The sequence below is a fragment of the Paenibacillus dendritiformis genome (genome assembly GCF_021654795.1).
Classification (GTDB): domain Bacteria; phylum Bacillota; class Bacilli; order Paenibacillales; family Paenibacillaceae; genus Paenibacillus_B.
In genome coordinates, this window is record NZ_AP025344.1 from 6,128,565 (window position 1) to 6,148,455 (window position 19,891).

19 protein-coding genes and 1 riboswitch are annotated in these 19,891 nt (G+C 58.8%); of the genes, 7 read left to right on the forward strand and 12 right to left on the reverse strand.

Features of this window, described 5'->3' with window-relative positions; translation table 11 throughout:
- Positions 1-23 precede the first annotated feature (23 nt).
- The 6 genes from L6439_RS27185 to L6439_RS29400 all read right to left on the reverse strand — a co-directional run bounded on the left by L6439_RS27185 (position 24) and on the right by L6439_RS29400 (position 6,265).
- Positions 24-698, reverse strand: a complete 675-nt coding sequence (locus tag L6439_RS27185; protein WP_237096668.1) for an ABC transporter permease — start codon at positions 696-698, stop codon at positions 24-26.
- A gap of 16 nt (positions 699-714) precedes the next feature.
- Entirely contained in the window at positions 715-1,638 is a 924-nt protein-coding gene (locus L6439_RS27190; RefSeq protein WP_213470949.1) for an ABC transporter ATP-binding protein, read from the reverse strand.
- Positions 1,639-1,781: 143 nt separating this feature from the next.
- Positions 1,782-2,723 carry a sensor histidine kinase gene (locus tag L6439_RS27195; RefSeq protein WP_269155962.1) on the reverse strand — a complete coding sequence of 314 codons (942 nt, stop codon included), beginning with the start codon at positions 2,721-2,723 and terminating at the stop codon, positions 1,782-1,784.
- A 1-nt stretch (position 2,724) separates the two neighbouring features.
- On the reverse strand, positions 2,725-3,420 hold the full coding sequence (locus L6439_RS27200) for a response regulator transcription factor (protein WP_269155963.1): 696 nt from the start codon (positions 3,418-3,420) through the stop codon (positions 2,725-2,727).
- Positions 3,421-3,470: 50 nt separating this feature from the next.
- Positions 3,471-4,157 carry a GNAT family N-acetyltransferase gene (locus tag L6439_RS27205; RefSeq protein ID WP_237096669.1) on the reverse strand — a complete coding sequence of 229 codons (687 nt, stop codon included), beginning with the start codon at positions 4,155-4,157 and terminating at the stop codon, positions 3,471-3,473.
- Between the two features lie 284 nt (positions 4,158-4,441).
- A complete protein-coding gene (locus L6439_RS29400; protein WP_213470951.1) occupies positions 4,442-6,265 on the reverse strand; it encodes a protein kinase domain-containing protein in 1,824 nt (607 codons plus the stop codon).
- 170 nt (positions 6,266-6,435) lie between these two features.
- Positions 6,436-6,543, forward strand: a riboswitch (TPP riboswitch).
- A gap of 127 nt (positions 6,544-6,670) precedes the next feature.
- Here L6439_RS29400 and L6439_RS27220 point away from each other — a divergent pair.
- From L6439_RS27220 to L6439_RS27235, 4 genes are read left to right on the forward strand one after another with little or no spacing between them, the layout of a single operon-like run.
- Positions 6,671-7,267 carry a YkoF family thiamine/hydroxymethylpyrimidine-binding protein gene (locus L6439_RS27220; RefSeq protein ID WP_213470953.1) on the forward strand — a complete coding sequence of 199 codons (597 nt, stop codon included), beginning with the start codon at positions 6,671-6,673 and terminating at the stop codon, positions 7,265-7,267.
- Positions 7,268-7,299: 32 nt separating this feature from the next.
- Complete coding sequence (locus L6439_RS27225) at positions 7,300-7,872, forward strand: ECF transporter S component (protein WP_168181106.1); 573 nt, start codon at positions 7,300-7,302, stop codon at positions 7,870-7,872.
- Positions 7,869-9,704 carry an ABC transporter ATP-binding protein gene (locus L6439_RS27230; protein ID WP_213470955.1) on the forward strand — a complete coding sequence of 612 codons (1,836 nt, stop codon included), beginning with the start codon at positions 7,869-7,871 and terminating at the stop codon, positions 9,702-9,704. The genes L6439_RS27225 and L6439_RS27230 overlap by 4 nt, the downstream gene beginning before the upstream one ends.
- On the forward strand, positions 9,622-10,410 hold the full coding sequence (locus L6439_RS27235) for an energy-coupling factor transporter transmembrane component T family protein (protein WP_213470957.1): 789 nt from the start codon (positions 9,622-9,624) through the stop codon (positions 10,408-10,410). Before L6439_RS27230 ends, L6439_RS27235 begins: the two co-directional genes overlap by 83 nt.
- Before the next feature lie 64 nt (positions 10,411-10,474).
- On the opposite strand, the gene L6439_RS29575 is transcribed toward L6439_RS27235, so the two are convergent.
- Positions 10,475-11,176: a GyrI-like domain-containing protein gene (locus L6439_RS29575; protein WP_168181781.1), complete on the reverse strand. Its 702-nt coding sequence runs from the start codon at positions 11,174-11,176 to the stop codon at positions 10,475-10,477.
- A 109-nt stretch (positions 11,177-11,285) separates the two neighbouring features.
- On the opposite strand from L6439_RS29575, the gene L6439_RS27250 reads away from it, so the two are divergent.
- Positions 11,286-11,756 (forward strand): GyrI-like domain-containing protein, encoded by a 471-nt coding sequence (locus tag L6439_RS27250; RefSeq protein WP_213470958.1) that lies wholly within the window; start codon positions 11,286-11,288, stop codon positions 11,754-11,756.
- 140 nt (positions 11,757-11,896) lie between these two features.
- Here the strand turns inward: L6439_RS27250 and pdxR are convergent, their stop codons facing one another.
- The 4 genes from pdxR to L6439_RS27270 form a co-directional block, all read right to left on the reverse strand.
- The gene (gene pdxR, locus L6439_RS27255) at positions 11,897-13,342 is read right to left on the reverse strand and encodes a MocR-like pyridoxine biosynthesis transcription factor PdxR (RefSeq protein ID WP_213470959.1); all 1,446 of its coding nucleotides are present in this window, start codon (positions 13,340-13,342) and stop codon (positions 11,897-11,899) included.
- 229 nt (positions 13,343-13,571) lie between these two features.
- Positions 13,572-15,551 (reverse strand): serine hydrolase domain-containing protein, encoded by a 1,980-nt coding sequence (locus L6439_RS27260; RefSeq protein WP_213470961.1) that lies wholly within the window; start codon positions 15,549-15,551, stop codon positions 13,572-13,574.
- Between the two features lie 120 nt (positions 15,552-15,671).
- Positions 15,672-17,036 carry a serine hydrolase domain-containing protein gene (locus tag L6439_RS27265; RefSeq protein WP_213470963.1) on the reverse strand — a complete coding sequence of 455 codons (1,365 nt, stop codon included), beginning with the start codon at positions 17,034-17,036 and terminating at the stop codon, positions 15,672-15,674.
- 148 nt (positions 17,037-17,184) lie between these two features.
- Positions 17,185-17,655, reverse strand: coding sequence for a MarR family winged helix-turn-helix transcriptional regulator (locus L6439_RS27270; RefSeq protein ID WP_168181786.1), 471 nt, complete (start codon positions 17,653-17,655; stop codon positions 17,185-17,187).
- A gap of 233 nt (positions 17,656-17,888) precedes the next feature.
- Between L6439_RS27270 and L6439_RS27275 the strand changes: the two genes are divergently transcribed.
- Together L6439_RS27275 and L6439_RS27280 are read left to right on the forward strand one after the other, a co-directional pair.
- Positions 17,889-18,458, forward strand: a complete 570-nt coding sequence (locus L6439_RS27275; protein ID WP_168181787.1) for a GNAT family N-acetyltransferase — start codon at positions 17,889-17,891, stop codon at positions 18,456-18,458.
- Positions 18,459-18,559: 101 nt separating this feature from the next.
- Positions 18,560-18,691, forward strand: a complete 132-nt coding sequence (locus tag L6439_RS27280; RefSeq protein WP_213470965.1) for a DUF4023 domain-containing protein — start codon at positions 18,560-18,562, stop codon at positions 18,689-18,691.
- A gap of 122 nt (positions 18,692-18,813) precedes the next feature.
- Here the strand turns inward: L6439_RS27280 and menA are convergent, their stop codons facing one another.
- The gene (menA, locus tag L6439_RS27285; protein WP_213470967.1) at positions 18,814-19,767 is read right to left on the reverse strand and encodes a 1,4-dihydroxy-2-naphthoate polyprenyltransferase; all 954 of its coding nucleotides are present in this window, start codon (positions 19,765-19,767) and stop codon (positions 18,814-18,816) included.
- Between the last annotated feature and the right edge of the window lie 124 nt (positions 19,768-19,891).

Here is a 19,891-nt window from a genome sequence, read left to right on the forward strand (position 1 = left end):
TCCCGGCCCCGTTCCTCCCGAAATCAAGTCGTCACATCGACATGCTCAATATTGCGGATGGTGAAGTAAGCGATCAGCCCGCCGGTAACCGCCAACGCCAGCGGAATGAAGATAATCGACCCCAGCGAGAACCCGTTGGTGCTGGAGGTGATAATCGCCATCATCAGAATCGAAGAGACGATGGTCGCCGAGACCGAATGCTTCCGCATCCCGAAGAATAGCGGGATCAGTCCCATGCCGCTGGCGGCGATCGCATTGATGAAGGCCTTCAAGCCTTGGGAGGCGAGCGCCGATAACGGCAGGCCCCCGGGCACCAGATCAAGCCACCGGTTCAGGAGATAATAGCCGCTTGTCACGAACAGGGTAGACAGGATGATGGCGCAGAACGTGAAAATGACAACAATCGCCAGCTTGGCCGCGATAAGCTTCTTACGGCTGATCGGGTACATGAACAGCACCGTAATCGACTTGCTCCGGAATTCCTCGATGACCAAGCGCGAGAGCAGCACCGCCGCGAACACAATGAAGGTCCCCCGCACGATCGTGACGCCGAAGTCGAATGCCTCAAGCAGGCTGGTAAAGGCAGGAGCGCCCTCCTCCGCCTTCTGCACGAAGCTGACGAACAGCATGAAGAGGAGGATGATGGCGCTGGCGATGACGGCTCCGCGGATGTAGCCGCCGATCTTATATTTTTTCATTTCCATCCTCATCAAGTTACGCATGGATGCCGCCTCCGTTCAATAAATTGAGGAAGTAGTCTTCCAGGGAGTGGTTTTTCTTATGAATCGATTCGATAATGACCTCGTTCATGATCAGCGTCTTCGCAATCTCGTTCTGCGGCAGATCCGTGTCATATACCCGTATGACCTGCTCGTTCATCAACCGAAGGTTCGTGAGGTTCATCTTGTTCTCCAGCACGAACACCGCATGCTGGCTGTTCGCCGTGACGATCTCGATATAGGCGGCGTTCTGCTCCCTCACTTCCGCCATTCCCACCTCGGCGAGCAGCTTGCCATGATTGATGACGCCGATCGTATCGGCCATCTGCTCGATCTCCCCCAGCATATGGCTTGAAATGAGCAGTGTAATCCCGTATTCGCGGGACAGCATCCGGAACAGATCCCGCAGCTCCTTGATGCCGATCGGATCGAGTCCGTTAATCGGCTCGTCGAGCAGGAGCAGCTCCGGCTTCGTCGTGATGGCGCGGGCAATGCCAAGCCGCTGCTTCATCCCCAGGGAGAAGTCCTTGACCGTTTTCTTGTCGATGCCGCGCAGATTGACCAGCTCCAGCGCCTCGTCAATCGCCTTTTTGTCATGGTAGCCCATATATTCGCAGTGCAAATCCAGATTCTCGCGCGCCGTGAGCTTATCGTAGAAGATTGGATATTCGATAATCGATCCCATCCGTCCGAGCAGCTCATAGGACGTGTCCGTCAGCTTCTGCCCGAGAATTTCGATCTCGCCGCTGGTCGGCTTGACCAGATTCGTCATCATTTTCATCAAGGTCGTCTTGCCGGCGCCGTTCGGCCCGAGAAATCCGTAGATTTCTCCCCGCCGGATATTCATGCTGACTTCCGACACGACTTCATTGCCTTGATAGCTTTTCGTGACCCGATAGGTTCGCAATGCATAGGTCATCGCAATAACTCCCTTCGCTCATGTGCCTTATGCTTCCATCGTATAATCTGAAATTCTCTTTTTTCTTTCCTGATTCTTACGAGTTTCTTAAGAAACGGCACATAGCCCGCAGACAGCCGTTCCGGTCTGTCCGCAGGCGAAGATCAATAGGTGAGAGCGCGCAGCCGAATCGTGAAGACGGTCTTCTCATACGGCTTGCTGTCCAGATGAATGGCGCCGCCCATATGCTCCACGAGCCGCTTCGTAATCGTCAGGCCGAGCCCGCTGCCTTCGAAGGATTTGTTCCGTGAATCCTCCATCGTATACATCCGTTCAAATACCCGATCGCGATGCAGCTCCTGAATGCCTTTGCCTCTGTCCCACACCTCGATCAAAATGAAGCCTTCCTCCTCGCGGGTCCGGATGCCGATCGCCTGGCCGTCGCCGCCATGATGGATAGCGTTCGAGATAAGATTGTTCAGAATGCGTTCCAGGGCCTCTTCGTTCGCGTGCGCATACATCGGTGTCTCCGGGATTCCGATATCGACATCGAAGCCTCGCGAAGTCAGCGTATCATAGAACTGAAGCATGCTCTTCCGGCAGGCCTCATTGATATCCAGCCGGGTCAGCGGCAGCTCCTTGTCTCCCGACTCCAGCTTCGCCAGATCGAAGAAGGTGCGGATCAGCTTCAGCACATCGTGCAGCTTCTCATTCACCCGTTCCAATAAGCGCTGCCGCTCTTCCGCAGGCATATCGGGATCCAGGCTCAGCGTCTCGATATAACCAAGGATGACGGTTAGCGGCGTCTTCAGATCATGGGAAATGTTCGACAGCATGCGGCGAATCGACTGCTCCGTGCGGTTGTATTGGGCCGTTACCTTCTGATTCTCGCTCAAGAGGCGGTTGATCTCTATCAGGATCGGCCGCAGTTCGGGATCGCTCGTGACGACCAGCAGCTTCTCGCGTGTCGGCTCGCTCAATATGAGATGCAGCTTCGAATGGATATATGCGAGCTTGGCGCTTCGAACCCGCCGCGCCCGCCATTGCAGCAAGAGGAGAAGGAGCAGAATGGCAATCAGTGCGCCGTACACGAGATGGATGATCATCTTACTTCCCTTCCCACTTGTAACCGATGCCCCATAGGGTCGTAATATAGACCGGATGGGAAGGATCGTCCTCGATCTTCTCCCGCAATCGGCGGATATGGACATTAATGACATTCTCGTCGCCCAAATAGTCGTCGCCCCAGACGAAGCCGTAGATCTGAGCCTTCGTGAAGACCCGGTTCGGATTCGTCATGAACAGCTTCAGCAGCTCGAACTCGGTCGAGGTCAGCTTAATCTCCCGATCCTGCTTGGTGGCGCGGTAGCCGTCTACATACAGGCTGAGCGGGCCATAGGTGACAACGCGCTCCTCAGGTTCGGCCGGCCGCGCATATTCGGTGGCGCGCCGGATAGACGCCTTCACCCGGGCCGACAGCTCAATCAAGGAGAACGGCTTGGCCACATAATCATCGGCGCCGAAGCCAAGCCCCAACGCTTTGTCCACGTCGCAGTCCTTCGCCGACATAATCAGAATCGGAACCGAGCTTCGCTCCCGTATCCGCTTAATCACTTCGTACCCGTCGAGCTTCGGCATCATCAGATCCACGATGACGATATCATAGGAACGCTGGCCGAAGAGGGTCAGGCCTTCCTCCCCATTGCCGGCCGCCGCGACGGCGAATCCTTCCTTCGACAAATGATTGCCCACCATCTCCACGATGCCGGGATCGTCTTCAATCAGCAAAATATGCTGCTTCATCCTCTATCCTCACACCTTCACTGTTGTATTGCGTTACGGCTTGTGTTGCATTAGGGCTTGTGCCGCGTTGCGGCATGGCTGCCGGATAGCCGGGACTCCCGTTCTGCCAAACCGCCGCGTCCGGGCAGACAGACCATGCAATACTGCTTCAGGTCGCTCTTCCGCAGCCGGATCGTATCCACGACCGTGAAGCCGTAATGCTCATACAGCCCGACATTGCGCGGATTTTGCGTCTCCAGGGTACAGGCGATTCCCCGTTCGCGGCATTCGGCCAGCAGCGGGGACATCATCTTCCGCACCCAGCCCTGGCCCCGGTATTGCGGCTGTACCACGAGCATGTCGAGATGCAGGTAAGGCTGGTCGCCCAATGAGGCCAGCCAGGCCGAGCTCATGCTGCGCAGGCCCGATAAGCCGCGCAGGAAGCGGGCCGGACCGATGCAGCGGCACATGCCCAACGACTTCGCGACGGCCCGGACAACGCCCCATGCGTAGCTCGCGCGGGAAGCCAAGGACGCGCTCATCCGCTCCGAGCGGAAGATGAGCGCGACGGCCTCCATGTTCTCGGATGTCGCATATAAGCCGCCGTAATCATACAACAATTCGATATAATTTCGAAAAAACAACTTCAGCACTTCCACGCGGGTCGACGGATCAGGCAGCAAGTGCACATACAATCCGTCTTCCTTGAAGCCTTCGGCCAGGATCGCGGCCGCGGCTTCCATATGCTGGCGTTCCAAGAGCAACAGCTCGGCACTACAAATAGTTCCACCCCGAATCTTCGAAATGTGGCTCCTATGCCGGCTTGCGGAGCAGGAGCTTCTCCTGTCATCGTACTGCGCCGGGGGAGCCGCGTCAATTGTCTCCGCGGAAGGATCGAACGGATTCGCCCTGCGCGGGCGGAGCCGGGCCGCGGGACCGGAACAAGCAAAAAAGCCGCCAGGATTCCCTGGCGGCCGGCTCTTACAGTCTGTTCCGGATCAACAGATTGCGGGCGGTATGGACCCGATGTTGTCATCTTCGGCTAGGGCCCCCGCTCCTCCAGCCAGCCGAGCGTTTTGGCGACGGAGACCGCCTTCATGCGGCGATCGACCCCGAGCTTCTTGAACAGGTTTTTGATATGGGCCTTCACCGTCTCGGCCGACACCAGCAGTTCTTCGGCAATCTCCTTGTTCGAGAGGCTGCGGGCCAGCAGGCTGAGCACCTCCCGTTCGCGGGCGGTGAGCTCCTCCACCTTCGCCAGCCGCTGCAGCTCCTCCTTGGACGGCAGCTGCATTCTGCCCTGGGCTTCCGCCACGTACAGCAGCTGGCAAGCCAATGTGTGCAGCGTTCCCTGACGTCCCGGGACGAAGGCGTGCCGCGTCCGTCCATTGACCAGATACAGGCAGCCCCTCACCTGGTCATGAAGCCGAATCGGCAGCGCCAGCACAGAGGCCGGGCGGCCGGCCCTCTCTTCGGGCGCGAACGCCGCCGGCCCATGCGGCTTCGAACTGCCGGAGCGCTTCCCGCTCTCGGTGCGCAGCAGCATCGGCTCGCCCGCTTGAAGCGCAGCGCGGACAAGCTCCTCCGGCACGGCGCCGAACTCGCCCAGCGGACAAGGCCGGAATTCGCCGCACTCGCTCATCCCGTCCCTGTCCGTATCTATCGACGCTTCCGCGTAAGGCGTGCCCTGGCGCAAGACGATGAGATGCCCCTGCCCCGCTCCGGCCTGCATCAGAATCGTGGCGAGCAGCTTATCCGCCAGTCCGCGTCCGGCCCAACCCTCCGCGAAGCAGCGGGAGGACTGGACGACCGCCGCCAGATCCAGCGTCTGCGGATAGCCGCCGCCGTCATGCCCCGCGAACGGGCCGCTCAAGCCGAACAGCGGAGCGTCACCGGCCTGGCCAAGCGCAGGGTGCGGCAGGATAGGCCCCGGATCGTCAGGGTAGAGCGCTGTCACCGATAGCTGCCGCGCCGGCGCAGCCTGATCCCGCAACGTTCCCTCCGGCAGCTCCGATGCGTGGCTGTTCCGCCGCCCCTCCAGGCATTCCTCCAGCGCGACGCGCAGCGTGCGCGCATCCGGATAGCGCGCTTCCGGGTCCTTCTCCAGCAGCCTCATCACGATCTCCGCCAGCTCCGGGGGCAGGTCCGGCCTCCGTTCGATTAACGGCACGGGGCGCCGCGCCATATGCGCATGCGACCAGGCGAGCGCGTTGTCCGCCTCGAATGGCAGCTCTTCCGCCAGCAGTTCATACCAGGTCATGCCCAGGGAGTACAGATCCGAGTACGGGCCGAGATCGCAGTTCATGCGCCCGGTCTGCTCCGGGGACATATAGATCGGATTGCCCTCCAGCAGCGGGCGCTTCACCGGCTGTCCCCCATCCTGCCGCAGGAACAAGGCATATCCGAAGCCGGTCACATAGATTCGCTTCGTCACCATCTGCACAAGGAGCGTATCGGGCTTGAGATTGAGATGGAGCACCTGCTGCTGGTGGAGCGCCTCGATCATCCGGCATATGCCGATGCCGAGCTCCAGGAACTCGTTGAGCGATACGGATTGCATCTCGAAGTAGCGCCGCAAGGTTACCCCGTTCACCGGCTCATACTCCAGGATGAGGGCGTGGCCATGCGGCACGACCGTCACCGGCCGCAGGATGCCGTCGACAGGCACGCGAGCGGCGCCTTCGTATTCATGCAGCAGCTTCGCGTTCTCGATGATGGTGCGGCTGCCTTCCTTCACTACCTTGAGCAGGGCGGGCTGCTTCCGCTTCGCCGCATAGGCGTAACAGACGTACAGGTAAGGGTCCTCATATATAATTTTATCTGCTTCATATCCGGGAAGGTTCAGGCCGTGCGTCATTGAATTCATGAAGATTCCCTCGTATTCTCTCGATTCCAAGCGATGACATTTCTTTTCATTATACCGGAAGATGATCGGGAAGGACGATGAAAAAGCGCCTTTTCCCGAAAAGAGTCTTTACATTCAGGACGGTCCCGGTATAATGGGAAGCGTGAAAGAAGCAAAGCCAACCGCATATCCGTGAACACTAGGGGTGCTTGCTCGCAGGCTGAGAGACAGCGGATCGCTGTTAACCCTTACGACCCGAACTAGATAATACTAGCGTGGGGAAGTGTAGGCAGATTACGATGATTCGCGCCCGCCGAAGGAGGGTTTCCTTCCTGGCAGCCGTTCTTCCGTATGGCGAACCGCACTTCCCGGAAGTGCGGTTTTTTGCTGTTTTTCGATCATTCGCAGATACGGGAGGAATTCGCAATGAAAAAATCGATGTGCGGCACCGGCCAGATCGCCGGCTGCCGGTTCTCGCTCTATCCGATGAGCGATCGGTTCGTGGAGCTGATTCTCGGCGCCTTGGAGGCAACGGACCTGTCCAAAGTATGGTCGAAGACGGATGAGGTGAGCACCTGCGTCCGCGGCAAGACGGAGCATGTGTTCGACGTGGTGAAGTCAATCTTTCTCCACTGCGCCCGGTCGGGCGTTCATACCGTGCTGAATGCGACCTTTTCGGTCGGCTGCCCCGGCGACAGCGAAGCCGATTATTGCATGACAGAGGACGCCCATCGCCTGAATGAAGACCTCTCCCGCCTGATCTCGGTCCGGACGGATGCGCAGTTCTCGCTCTATCCGCTCGGCACGCCGGATTATATGGATACCATCTCTGACATTATCGGTCTTGCCCGGGAAGAAGGCACCTTCACCAAGGGGGTGCATTATGCGAGCGGGCTGCAGGGCGACGCGCATGACGTGTTCGCGACGCTGGAGCATGCCTTCGAGCGGGCGCGGACAAGCGACAGCGCTCATATCGTGCTGACGGCGAATATTTCGGCGCATAGCCCGAGCCGGAAGTCATGAACGCGGGAAGCGGAAGGGAGATCCATATACCGATGCAACGTTGGAAATTAAAAGATATCGTCATGCTCAGCTCGCTGTCTGTCGTCTTTGCCGTTGTCTATTTGCTGTTCTTCCAGGTCGGCAATATCCTGGTCGGCTTCATGGGGCCGATGGGCTACGAAGTCATCTTCGGCATCTGGTTCATCGTATCGATTATCGCCGCCACGATTCTGCGCAAGCCGGGCGCCGCCGTCATCTCGGAGACGGTGGCCGGCGTCGTCGAGGTGCTGATCGGCAACGCGGTCGGACCGATCCTGATCGTGTCCGCCCTCATTCAAGGGCTCGGCGCTGAAGCGGCCTTCGCGGCCACCCGCTACCGCAGCTACAGCCTGAGGACGCTGATGCTGGCCGGGGTCGGGGCGGCCCTGTTCAGCTTCGCGTGGGGCTACTTCCGCAGCGGCTTCGGCGCATACTCCGCCGGCCTCGTCATCGCGATGCTGGCCGTCCGCTGCGTCAGCGGGGCGCTCATCGCAGGGCTGCTCGGCCACGGCATCGCCCAGTCGCTGAAGCGGACCGGCGTGCTGCGCAGCTATCCAATCGCGAAGGAAGGCTCTCGCGCCGCATGAGCCGCGTGGATATGAGCCGCATGAGCGGGCGCGTGGCGGCGATCCAGGCCGAGGGGCTGACGCTCGCTCTCGAGGCGGGCGCGGATCCGATCCTGTGCGGCATCGACGTCCGCATCGGCGACGGGGAGACGGCGCTGCTGCTCGGGCCGAGCGGCTGCGGCAAGAGCTCGCTCGCCCTCTGCCTGGCCGGGCTGTACCCTCACGCCATCGACAGCGAGGTGCAGGGCCGGGTGCTGGTGTACGGGAAGCCGGTCAGCGAGCGGGCGGCGGGGAACGCGCCTTGGGCGGCCAGCATCGTGTTCCAGGATTTCGAGAGCCAATTCTGCCTGCTGCGGGTCGAGGAGGAGATCGCCTTCTGCCTGGAGAACCTCGGCTGTCCGCGGGAGGAGATGGACGGCCGCATCAGCGGGGCGCTGGCGGCGGTGGACCTCGCCCCCTGGCGCGAGGCGCCGATTCACGAGCTGTCCGGCGGCATGAAGCAGCGGCTGGCGCTGGCCTGCGCCATCGCGATGGAGACGCGCCTGCTCGTGCTCGACGAGCCGACATCGAATCTTGACCCGGCGTCCCGCAGACAGTTCGCGGCATACGTCCGCGAGCTCGCCCGGGCGCGCGGTCTGGCCGTGCTCGTCATCGAGCATCAGATCGACGAGTGGATCGGCCAGGCGGACCGGCTGCTCGTGATGGACGCCGCCGGCGCCATCGCTTACGACGGGCCGCCCGCCGCGTATTATGCCGGCGCGGCGCCGGAAGCGCCCGGCATCTGGCAGCCGGGTCCGCTCCGGCTGTACCGCGAGCTGAGGCGGCTTGTCCCGGGCGAGGAACCGCCGGCGAAGGCGGCGGTGTTGACGGAGCAGGACCTCGCCGCCGAGCTGGCCCGGTGGAGCGAGGCGGGCCGGGAGCGCGCGCTGCGGGCGCTCGCCGCGCCTTCCCCGTCCGGCTGCAGGGTAGCCGGAGTGCGGGCCGGAGGCGGACCCGCCCCTCTGCTGGAGGCGGAAGGCTTGCGCTTCCGGCGCGGCGGCCGCCCGGTGGCGGACGGGATCTCGCTGACCGTGCGCGCGGGAGAATGGGTCGCCATCGCCGGGCCGAACGGGGCGGGCAAATCGACGCTCGCCTCGCTGCTGGCCGGGCTCAACGAGCCGGAGGCCGGAATGGTCCGGCTGCAGGGACGGCCTCTCGGCGACTACACGGAGAAGGAGCTCCGGACCTGGATCGGCTACGTCTTCCAAAATCCGGAGCATCAATTCATTACCGATACGGTCGCCGATGAGCTTGCCTTCGGGCTCCGGCTGCAGGGCATTGCGCCGGCCGCGATCGAGCAGGCGGTTCAGGAAGCGCTGCGCCGCCTGCGGCTGGAGAATGCCGCCCAGGCGAGCCCGTTCTCGCTCAGCCAAGGCCAGAAGCGGCGGCTGAGCGTCGCTTCGGCGCTGACCGATGAGCAGAGGCTGCTCATCCTGGACGAGCCGACTTACGGCCAGGACGCCGACACGACCCGCGAGCTGATGGATATGCTCGGGGAACGGGTCCGGCGCGGGAACGCGGTTATCATGATTACGCATGATATGGAGCTGGCCTATGCGTATGCGGATCGCATCCTTGTCCTCCGGGACGGACGCGCAGCCTATGACGGACCGCCCGCCTCGCTGTGGGCGGACCATGCGGAGCTGGCGGCGGACTGCCAGCTGCTGCCGCCGCTCCGCTGCGCGGCAGCCGGCAGGGTGGCCGGGCCCATCGGGAACAGGAGGGAGAAGCATGCTGAGCTTGCAGGAATGGAATCCGAGCATGAAGGGATTGGCGGTCATCATTGCCGTTATTCTGTTGTCGCTGACCCTTGATCCGATCACGCCGCTGCTGGCGCTCATCTGGACCGCAGCGATGACATTCGCGCTTGGCCGCGTGCCGTGGAAGAAATGGCTGCTCGGCTTCGCTCCGTTCCTGATCATGAGTATCGGGTATGTATGGACGGCGCTATTGCTTTCGCGCGCAGCAGCGGACGGGGCTTCTGACGTGGTATGGGAGTGGGGAGCCTTCTCGGTAACGGCGGCAGCGCTGCATCAAGCGCTCTCGCTCGGACTGCGGGTGCTCATCTTCTCGGCGCTGTCGCTGCTGTTCATCCTGACGACGGACCCCGTCCGCTTCATGCTGAGCCTGATGCAGCAGTGCAGATTGTCGCCGAAGTGGGCATACGGCATCCTGGCAGGCTACCGCTTCCTCCCGTTCTTCCGGGAGGAGCTGCGGATTCTGCAGCATGCGCACCGCATGCGCGGCCTGGAACGGGAACGCGGCTGGCGGGGCCGGCTGCGCGCCATGAAGCGGTATGCCATCCCGCTCCTCGCCTCCGCTATCCGCAAGTCGGAGCGCGTCGCCGTCGCCATGCTCTCCAAAGGCTTCACCGGCAAGCGGGAGCGCCCCTATTACGTGCGCCTGCGGGTGACCTGGAAGGATTGGCTGCTCCTGCTGCTGCTCATCGGCGGCATCTGCGGATGCTATCTTTTGTCCTGGACAATCGGCTCGGTGAGGCTCTATCGGGGGGAATTGTAATCACTCCGCTGCGTTCCCGCTTCTAGGGACGCGGCGGCCATTCCCTCATCAACCAGCTTGCCGTTCAACGAATCGGGATGTAGATATCATATTGATTGTGGGGGGAGGAAGGCGCGAAGCGCTCATCGAACGACTCGATAATAAGCGCATCCCTATCCTGTTCATGCCCATTCTTCTCCAGCCAGCGGTAAATGGAATGATAGGTCGCATGAACGTGCGCCCGCTCTAAAGAGCCATAGTGCGTGAAAAGAGCATACATCCGCGCGGGTATGTGCAGTTGAATAAAATCGTCGGGAATCCGTTCAACATGTTCTACCTCTAAGGTGACATAATAGGTGAACTCTTTGTCCCGATTATGAGAGAGCCCGAGGCGTATGCTGGAATTGACGCATGGAATTTCCTCCTGGCGGCGCAGCAATTCAAGCCATAGCCTGGGCGCCAAAACCTCCACCTCGCCGAACGCCGTATAGGGAGCCGTAAATTCAAATCCCGAAACCAGGAAAGAAGGCTTACTGATCATCTTCCCTCTCACCTCGGTTTGCTTCCCGACCGGAATGGAGGGGACTTTCCGTTCCGGCAGCACCTGATACCCGCCATGTATCCCGCTCTCGGAGTATAAAGGCAGCCCCATGGCGCTTAACTCCTGCAGATAGCGCCACATCGTGCGATAAGACACGCCGAACTCATCCGCCAGCTCCTGTACCGTATACCTTTTTTTTGAATTCAGTTTCATCATCAGTTCGATTAACCGCCTGCTTTTTGCCACGTCCATCCCCTGCCGTCACTTTTTTTTGAACTATGACAGTTTTTGACCAAGTTTACTGCTAGCGTAAAGGAGAAAGAAAAAATGATCAAGCGGGGATGGTGTATGAACGATGGAAGGAAGTATTGTGACCAAAAAGGAGTTCAAAATAGCGGGAATGGGATGGACGGGCCCTTTTTCGGCTGCGCCTGAAATTCCGGGTCTGTGGCGGGCGTTCGCGGAACGCGTGCATGAGATTGAATACCGGATCCACCCCTTCCAATATGTCGCGGCTAGCCATGACCGCCCGACGGACTTTACGTATTATATCGGTATAGAGGTGTCTGATTGGGGTCGACTGCCCGATGGAATGATCGGCCTTACGATACCGACGCAACGGTACGCCCGCTTCACCTTCACAGGCCCCATGGCCCAAGTGTCCGATTTCTATGTGCGGTGCTTTGACTGGATAAGGCAGGAAGGCTATGAGAAAAACAAGGCCGTGCTCGGTCTCGAAAGCTATGATCAACGCTACCATCCCGCTGTTGACGATCCGGATCGGGTAACGAACGAGTTCGAGATCTATATCCCCCTCCAATCCTAGCCGCTCCTTGAGGGCGAGGCGAAGGATCGGGAGGCCTTCCCTCCTGCCCGTGAGGCTCCGGTGCCCGCGGGCAAGCCGGCCGCACTGGAGCCGCTTAGCCAGGCTGCGGCGCAGCCCGCTTGCAGCCGTGCCCGTTCCTGTCAGTCCTCTATCCAGACCTCGCTCAGGCGGCAGATTCCCTCGTCGATCCGGTCGATCGGAATGCCGCCGAAGCCGAGGAAAAATTCTTGGCGGCTCTCCGCAGGCGGACGCAGCCAGGTGAACGCCGCCGAGGCCAGGCGAATGCCGGCTTCTCTAGCCCGCCGCACCAGCTCTTGATCGCTGTGAGGACTCTCGAACCTCATCAGCATATGGAACCCGGCATCCGTTCCGGTAATGTCGGCGCGGGCCCCGAAATGCTGCCGGATCGCCGTGATCAGACGATCATGCTTGTTCCGGTACAAGGTGCGCATCCGGCGCACATGCCTCTCCAGATGCCCCCGCTCCATGAACAGCTGCAGCGCGTGCTGGTTCCAGCGGGGGGCCGATTGCTCGAACAGCGTGTAGTATTCCATGACCTGGTAAGCCTCCAGCAGCGACGGCGGCAGGATCATATAATGAATGCCGACCGCCGGAGCGAGCACCTGGGCGAACCCGCCCAGATAGATGACATCGGATTCGGGGAGAAGCCCCTGCAAGGACGGAATCGGACGGCCGTAATAGCGCAGCTCGCCGTCAATGTCGTCCTCGATGATGAAGCCGTTCGTCCGCCGGGCCCACTCCAGCAGTTGAAGCCGCTTCGCTATCGGCATAATCATGCCGCGCGGGAATTGATGGGACGGGGTGACGCAGACGATGCGGGCGGCGCTGTCATAGAGCTCGCCGATATGAATGCCGTCGTCCTCCAGCGATACGGGGGTCACCTCGTAGCCCTGCTGGCGGAACGTCGCCGGGCAGAGGAGATAGCCCGGATTCTCCACGGCGATATGGCCGGCATGCTTCCGCAACAGCTTGGCCAGCATCGTCAGCAGGACATGCGGATCCGAACCGACGATCACCTGCTCCTTCGTGCAGCGCACTCCTCTGAATTGATGCGCATATTTCGCGATTTGCTCCCGCAAGCCCGGCTCTCCCTGCGGGTCCCCGTACCAGAGCAGCTCCTTCCGTTCCGGGACGAGAAGCTCCTGGAAGATGCTTCGCCACACCCGGTATGGAAAGTGGGCGCCGTCGATGCTGGACAAATGAAAATCGTACGGATACGTCCTCGCGTCACGGGCGGGCGCGGCCCGCTTCGTCACGGCGTCCGCTTGCGAATGCCGCTGCGGCTCCGCGTCTCCGATCCCGAGCCCCAGATACGGCTCCGGCAAATGCTGCACATAATATCCTTGGCGCGGCACGCTGGCAATGAATCCTTCCGCGGCCAACTGGTTATAAGCCAATTCCACCGGCGTCGGACTGAGCGACAAGTAGTCGGCCAGCGCTCGAATAGAAGGAAGCCGCGTCTGCTCGGCCAGACGGCCGGAGGCGATTTCGCGTTTGATATAATCGACAAGCTGCAAATATTGCGGTATGGGGCTCTTATCATCAAGCTTCGGAATCAACAGCATGGCAACCTCCACTGACCTGTTCACAAGGTGAGAATCTGTATAATCAAAGTATACAGGGGCTGGCGCTCATGAAATAGACCAATCGGCCAGACTTCCGTTCATTCCCGACTGGCGGCTTGGTTCCTTCCCTGACGCGCTGGCGGCTTGGCACTTCCTTGCCCCGCGGGCGGGAAGACGCGGCCACGAGTGCCGTGAATGGCGGGGATGCCGCCCTCGCTCTGATCCCAGGTCACATCGCCTTAAGCATCAAATCCATCAGCTTCGACATGACCAGCGCCGCTTCCTGGCGGGTCATCGCCTGCCGGGACGCGAAGTCGACGGTCCCGTCCGCGAGCAGCTTCACTTCCGGCCCGTACAGTTCCAACGCCGCCATCGTCTTCACGCTGTCCGCATACGTATCGTCGGTTGCCCCGGCCAGCTTCACGCCGCTCAGATCCGGGCGGGCATTCTCCAGAATCGGCGCCATGCCGCGTACGATCATCTCTGCCGCTTCCTGCCGGCTGATCGTCTCCTCCGTACCGAACCGGTCTTCCGATAAGCCTTCCGCCAGACCGAGCTCAACGGCCGTCTGAATCTCCGCATGGGCCCAATGGTTCGCCGCATCGGCGTACGCTGGCCGCTGCTCGGACAGCGGATAGCCTAACGCGCGCATTATAAGGGCGATCAATTCCGCCCGCGTCACCGGCTTGCCCGGACGGAATGTCCCATCCTTGAATCCCGCCGCCTGATCAATGGCCTGCAAATAATGAATATGCGAGGCATAAGGGCTGTCCCGGGCCACGTCACGGAAGGCTTGCTTCGTGCTCTTCTTGGCGTAGCTGACCGGGTTCCGGTATTTCAAATAATCGACCGTACGATCGCTATTCTCCTTGAAGGCAAGCAGCTTCCCAGCCTCGTCCTGGAACAGAAGCGTATCGATCTGCTTCGCGGTGTGCCGCCCCAGCACATCCTCGACCAACAGTTCTCCGTCTCCCGTTGCCGTAACGGTGGTCTGCATAATGTTCAACCTCAGATCGAGATAGACCCCCTCCAGCCGCCGAAGCTGATCCTTAGGTGTGTGAAGGAATGTCCGTTCCTGATCCGCCTTCGGATAATACTGAGTCATGAAAGCCGCATACCAGTCCGAGCGCAGCATTCCTTCCGCATTGGCGGAGATGAATATGCCTGTCTTCTGATCCGGCAGCAGCCATATGCAGGAGGCGAAGCCGAGCAGATCCCCGCCCTTGGAGATGACATGCTGCCCGTTGCTGGCCGCAGGCTCGCTCTCGAAGCCGTACGTCGCATCAGGGAATGCCGGATGTATCGGATCGCGGTAGATTTGCATGGCCTCAACCGTCTCCGGACGAAGTATCCGGCCGTGGTTATTGGCGCCGCCATTCAATTGCGCAATCATGAATTGGGCCATATCGCTGCCGGTCGTGTTCATCGCTCCGTCCGGCTCCTCCGTAGGCGTTACGCCATACACCGAAATCGGCTTGCCGCCACGATCATAACCGGCAGCCAGCGGCTCCAGCACCTCCTTCGTCAGCAGAAAATCGCTGCTCGCCATCCCTAGCGGCTTGAAGATATGCTCCTTCATATATTGATGGAATGGCATCCCGGAGACTTGCTCTATAATATAGCCTTGCAGGATGTAGGCGAAATTGTCATACATATAAGCTTCGCCCGGCTTGCGAACCACCGGCGGCATTCTTTCCTTAATATAAGATTGGATCGAGACCGTGCGGGACAGATCTTCCGGGAAATCGTCCATCGTCTCCAACGTAACTTGAAATCCAGACGTATGCGTCAGCAGATGATGCATCGTTACGGGCTCCGTGAACGGATTGTCAATGCGAATATCCCCCATATAGCGGTTGATATCGGCGTGCAAATCGATCTTCCCCTGCTCCGCAAGCTGCATGACGGCGGCCGCCGTAAATGTCTTGGAGACGGAGGCGATGCGGAATATAGTTTTATCCGGATCAACCGGCACCTTCCGTTCCATGTCGGCATACCCGTACCCCTTCTTCAGCAGCACTTTCCCATCCTTGACCACGACGACGACAGCGCCGCCGGCATCCTTCGGTTCTCTCTCTTCAAAAAAAGCATCCGCAAACCGCTCCAGTTCACGCGCATCGGCCGGCCCGGATAGACGGGCCTGATCCGCCGCAGCGAATGCGGCCCGATCGCAGCCGATACCGGAAAGGACCATTCCTGCAATCATCATGATTACCGCTCCTTTGGCCGCTCTGTTCCCTATCCTCTTCATGCTCCCCATCCTGATTCATTTCTCCCTCTGACATGCGTGGTCCGCACTGTATTCCCGTCTTCGATAGGGGCAAGCGCGCTATCCGATCCGTACGGCATGCGTCTCGTGTCCCTCCTCGACGATGACCAGCTTCTCCGCCCGCGTCTGTCCTGCCTGAACGACGAACTTCACTTCAACCGGGATCGACCGAACGAAAAATCTCGCGTCACTGCCCGGATACAGCTCCACGCGCACGGTGCCGGGAGTCTGCATGCACAGCCGGCCGTCCTCAATCAAGACGGAGATGATGCCGTCCTCTCCGTCTTCCTGTTGGTATACTCCGGCATAGCACGGATATGAACCCGGGTCGACGGAAGCAATCCGTCTCTCTAGCGGCCGCTGAGGAATCTCATAAGGCTGGTCGAACAAAATTTGTTCGGCGGCGTCGATAACCGCCTGGTCGAATTCGACATCCTGCTCCCGGTTACGCAAATAAATAAGCGTCATATCGGCCTCAAGATAGCGGTTCAGGAGGGAGGCATACCCCGGCCATCCTCCGCTATGGCTGACGATGCGCCCCTTACCTTCCTTATCTTCTAATATCCAGCCGAACCCGTAGTCGATTGTCTCCCCATTATTCAAGCGTACGGGAGCATACGCTTGCTCCAGCGATAGGCCGCCGATAAGCTTCCCTACACTGAGCGCCCGGTCGAAGGCGAGCAGATCATGAACGTTCGAGCTCATTGCGCCATCGCCCTGGATGCCGTCAAGGTAGACGACATATTTCGTCTCCGGCACAAGGTCAGGCAGCTCGTACCGGGAAGAATGATAATCATACACATAACCGTAGGCGTAATTGTCTATCGCGTCGCCCTCCACTCTCCGGCTGTAGATTCTCGAAGCGTTCATCCCGAGCGGAAGGAAGACGCGCTCGCGCATGAAGTCGGCAAAGGTCCGGCCCGTCGCCCGCTCAATAATCAGCGCAAGCAGCACATAGCCGGTATTGCTGTACAGCCATCTCTCATTCGGCTCGAAATAAGCCGGCGGCCGATGCTCCGCCAGCTTCGCCAGCACGTCGGCGTTCGTCGCGATTCGCTTCCGATCCCAATGCTCGCAGAACAGCTGCATAAAGTCCGGCAGCCCGGACGTATGACAGAGCAGATGGCGTATGGTAATTCCCGGATAAGGAAGCTCCGGCAGCCACTGGGCTGCCGGGTCGTCATAGCCCAGCTTGCCCTCCTCTGCGAGCACCATGATTCCCGCCGCCGTGAACGGCTTCGACAATGAAGCCAAATCGAATACCGATCCCGTCGTCACCCGCCGGCCCGTCGCCAGGTCAGCCTCCCCAAAGGCCCTCTGATAAATAATCTCGCCCTGCTCGGCGGCCAGGAAGACCCCGCTCATTCCTCCCTGTTCTTCCAACTTGCTGAACAAATGTTCTAACCGCTCCCGTTTCATCTTCATATATCCGCACTCCTCTTTTCCCATAATTATCCTCGCGAACCACAAATGATTGAATAACCTTAATTATTAAGATGACTTAACAATTAGACAAAGGAGAGCCCTCCCTCTCCTTCACGGGGGGTGTTCATCCGATTTCGGCTTGAAGCAATCAATCCGTCTCTGCCCCGCCCTTGCATTCCTTCTCTACGATCCCTTTGAGCTTGAGGACGATGTTCTTCAATGCCACGACCTCTTCATACTCGAGCTGGGAATAGTAGCGGTCGATAATGGTCCGCTCGAACTCCTCCTCCCGGGCGAAATGCTCCTCTCCGCGCTCGTCCAGACGAACGAAGATTTCCCGCCGGTTGTCCGGATTGATCTCCCGGCTGACATACTTCGCCTTCTCCAGCTTGCTGACGATCTGGCTGACCGCGCTGGAGGAGACCTTCATCCGCTCCGCAAGCTCGCTGACCGTCAGACGCCCATGCTTGTGAACGAGCTCGAGCAAGATCGTCTGCTTCGCTGTAATCTCGGGGCCGATCAGCGACTCATGAGCTTGAAGCAGCATGACGTTCATGGCGTAATCCGCTTCATTCATCTCCTTGACGAGACGGACAAGCTCGTCGCTTGCCTTTTTCAATACATCCACTTCCTTAATAGTTAAGCTATCTTAATTATTTTATATTCTAATGCTTTTTGAGCGTTTCCGCAACCCCTACCCTCGCCTTTCTGCCCAAGGCGGGAACCTGTGCAAAAAAACGGGCACACCGGTCTAGGCGCCATTCTGTCCCTTTGATTTACGGTAATCTGTATATTTCTATGTATACAGTTCTTGACTATAGTAGAAATAGAACATTCAGGAGGGGAATAATCATGACCACTGGCAGACCAAAAACAGACGCACCTGTACGATTTCTTGAAGGCAAGGACATCTACTTACGGCCGATCGGCCCGGAGGATGCGGACCTTTATTACTACATGCTATTTGAACCGGAAATGAGACGATTAACGGGAACGCAGCGGCATTTTTCCAAGGAGCAGGTCGCGCGCCATATCGAAGGCAAAACGCAATCCGCTTCCGACATGCTGCTGCTGATTGCGATCCGCGAATCCGATCAAGTCATCGGGGATATTGAGCTTCAGGATATCGACAGCATTAACCGCAGCGCCAGCATGCGCATCGCGATTGACGCGCCGGACAATCAGGGCAGAGGGTTCGGCAGCGAAGCGATCGGCTTGCTGCTGGAATACGCCTTCGGCATTTTGCAGCTGCATCGGATTGAATTGAACGTCTTCGCCTTCAATGAACGCGCCATTCACGTCTACGAGAAAATGGGCTTCCGGCGCGAAGGCGTGCAGCGCGACGCCCTGTATTACAATCATGAGTATCATGATTCCATTATGATGAGCATCCTGGAGCAGGAGTACCGGAACCGCGGGTAACCTGTCCATCCAGAGCTATGTTCTCCCGATCTTTGCCCTCTGGGCCATCGGAATGAAATCATTGGAGTTGGCAATAGTAAGAGCCTAAGGAGGTGCCGACTATGGAAAATACGCATGATTTTGTCGAGAAGCTGAAGGAGACGCAGGAGAAGGCGGAGCGCAATCAACAGCGGCAGGGCAAAGGATCGCCGGGCAACAAGCTGCCGAACAAGCAGCACAGCACCAATAAGTAGAGGCCGAGGGCGAGAGAACGGCCGTATTTCGCTCAATTCCCTCACAACCTATTCATCCCCCTTGCTCTGCCTATCATGCGGGAGCAGGGGGATGATGCGTTGCGGCAAAAAATAAAAAACGGCTATATCAGGTTGAGCAAAATCGCTGCGCCCAGAGCGGCAATGCGGGCCACATTCGTGATGATGAAGTTTTTGACAGCCAAGACGAAGGTATGCTCCTTGGTCTGCTTCTGCTGAAAAGCGCGAATATTGCGCTGCACCGGGATGAGGGTGCATAGGACAAGCAGCAGAATAATGGGGTTGACCTTCAAAATGAACAGAACGATAAGGTCCAGATAGGAAGCGTAATAGATGATGCGGAACAAGGCTAGCGCATTCGCCCTGCCGATATAGACGGGAAGCGTATACCGCTTATTTTCCACATCGTCTTCCATATCGCAAATATTGTTGGCCAGCATAATATTCGCAATGCACAGAATGGCCGGTATCGAGATAAGGAATACCAGCAGCACTTCAATGATGTTGATATCGATCTTGACATGCCAGTCCTCCAGCCATAAGGCCGCCAGCTGATGATCTTCCACATGAATATAGGTGGAAATGAAGATGATAACGAACCCCATGAACAGTCCGGAGAACAACTCCCCCAGCGGCATGCGCGAGATGGGGACCGGCCCAAGCGAGTACAAAAAGCCGACCAAAAACGATAATCCGCCCAAAAGCAGGATCAGCAGGCTGGTCTGGAGGAACAGAACAACCCCCGCGCTTATCGCGATTACGAGCAGGGTTATAATGGCGGCAACGACTGTCGATTCCTTCAATTTGAACTGCACGATTGCATTATGGACTTCATAGCCGTAGCCATGGGTTTTGATCGCCTTTTTGTAATCGTAATAGTTGTTGATCGCCGTGGTCGCCATATCGAAGGACAGCAGAGAGGCCAACATCAGCAAGAAATGGCTGAGTTCGAAGGATTGGAACCGAAATACGGCATACAGACTGCCGATAAAGAAGGGGATCATGCTGGCCGTTTTGGTCTGAAGCTCGACCAGCTTAAGAAAGCTTTTGATTGTCACGTTTCATACTCCTTTGCATGCACAGCACCCGTAGAGGCATCTTTCTGTTTCGCATCTTTTCCTCATAAACTTTACCACCAGATCCAAGGCCAGTCCAGTTCCTTAGCTTCTCCCAAATAGCTGC

Coding starts and splice junctions, on each gene's coding strand:
- L6439_RS27225 (WP_168181106.1), top strand. CDS start 7,300: ATGCAACGTTGGAAATTAAAAGATATCGTCATGCTCAGCTCGCTGTCT.
- L6439_RS27200 (WP_269155963.1), bottom strand. CDS start 3,420: ATGAAGCAGCATATTTTGCTGATTGAAGACGATCCCGGCATCGTGGAG.
- L6439_RS27275 (WP_168181787.1), top strand. CDS start 17,889: ATGACCACTGGCAGACCAAAAACAGACGCACCTGTACGATTTCTTGAA.
- L6439_RS27260 (WP_213470961.1), bottom strand. CDS start 15,551: ATGATGATTGCAGGAATGGTCCTTTCCGGTATCGGCTGCGATCGGGCC.
- L6439_RS27280 (WP_213470965.1), top strand. CDS start 18,560: ATGGAAAATACGCATGATTTTGTCGAGAAGCTGAAGGAGACGCAGGAG.
- pdxR (WP_213470959.1), bottom strand. CDS start 13,342: ATGCTGTTGATTCCGAAGCTTGATGATAAGAGCCCCATACCGCAATAT.
- L6439_RS27185 (WP_237096668.1), bottom strand. CDS start 698: ATGAAAAAATATAAGATCGGCGGCTACATCCGCGGAGCCGTCATCGCC.
- L6439_RS27250 (WP_213470958.1), top strand. CDS start 11,286: ATGGAAGGAAGTATTGTGACCAAAAAGGAGTTCAAAATAGCGGGAATG.
- L6439_RS27265 (WP_213470963.1), bottom strand. CDS start 17,036: ATGAAGATGAAACGGGAGCGGTTAGAACATTTGTTCAGCAAGTTGGAA.
- L6439_RS27195 (WP_269155962.1), bottom strand. CDS start 2,723: ATGATCATCCATCTCGTGTACGGCGCACTGATTGCCATTCTGCTCCTT.
- L6439_RS27235 (WP_213470957.1), top strand. CDS start 9,622: ATGCTGAGCTTGCAGGAATGGAATCCGAGCATGAAGGGATTGGCGGTC.
- L6439_RS29400 (WP_213470951.1), bottom strand. CDS start 6,265: ATGAATTCAATGACGCACGGCCTGAACCTTCCCGGATATGAAGCAGAT.
- L6439_RS27230 (WP_213470955.1), top strand. CDS start 7,869: ATGAGCCGCGTGGATATGAGCCGCATGAGCGGGCGCGTGGCGGCGATC.
- L6439_RS27190 (WP_213470949.1), bottom strand. CDS start 1,638: ATGACCTATGCATTGCGAACCTATCGGGTCACGAAAAGCTATCAAGGC.
- L6439_RS27220 (WP_213470953.1), top strand. CDS start 6,671: ATGAAAAAATCGATGTGCGGCACCGGCCAGATCGCCGGCTGCCGGTTC.